This is a genomic window from Pseudomonas sp. PA15(2017) (assembly GCF_001945395.1).
In the GTDB taxonomy this organism is placed as follows: domain Bacteria; phylum Pseudomonadota; class Gammaproteobacteria; order Pseudomonadales; family Pseudomonadaceae; genus Aquipseudomonas.
In genome coordinates this window covers 108,533-108,816 of the sequence record NZ_MSXV01000055.1, presented here as the reverse complement: position 1 = coordinate 108,816, position 284 = coordinate 108,533, and the positions used below count along the sequence as shown (strand labels likewise).

General features: G+C 50.7%; 1 protein-coding gene. It reads left to right on the top strand.

Features of this window, described 5'->3' with window-relative positions:
• Nucleotides 1-284, top strand: a 284-nt coding sequence (locus BVH03_RS26635; RefSeq protein ID WP_218189555.1) for a hypothetical protein, incomplete at both ends; no start/stop codon positions are given.

The window sequence follows — 284 nt, the reverse complement described above, 5'->3', positions numbered from 1 at the left end:
ACTCACAAGCACCCACACGAATTGCTTGATTCAGTTGTTAAAGAACGTTTGGCTGAGGCTTTCGCCTCAACCGAGGCGCGCATCTTACAGCACCCTCATTTGCTGTCAAGTTGTTTTTCGAAGAATTTTTCTTTCTTCTCAACACCTTGCAGCGCCCGACCAGACCATCTTCTCTCCAGCGGGAGGCGCATTCTACAGCGTTACAAACCGCTGTCAACACCCTCTTTTACCGCCTTCGATCAACCTGACCGAACCATCAACAGCGCCACTCAAACCACCCTGTC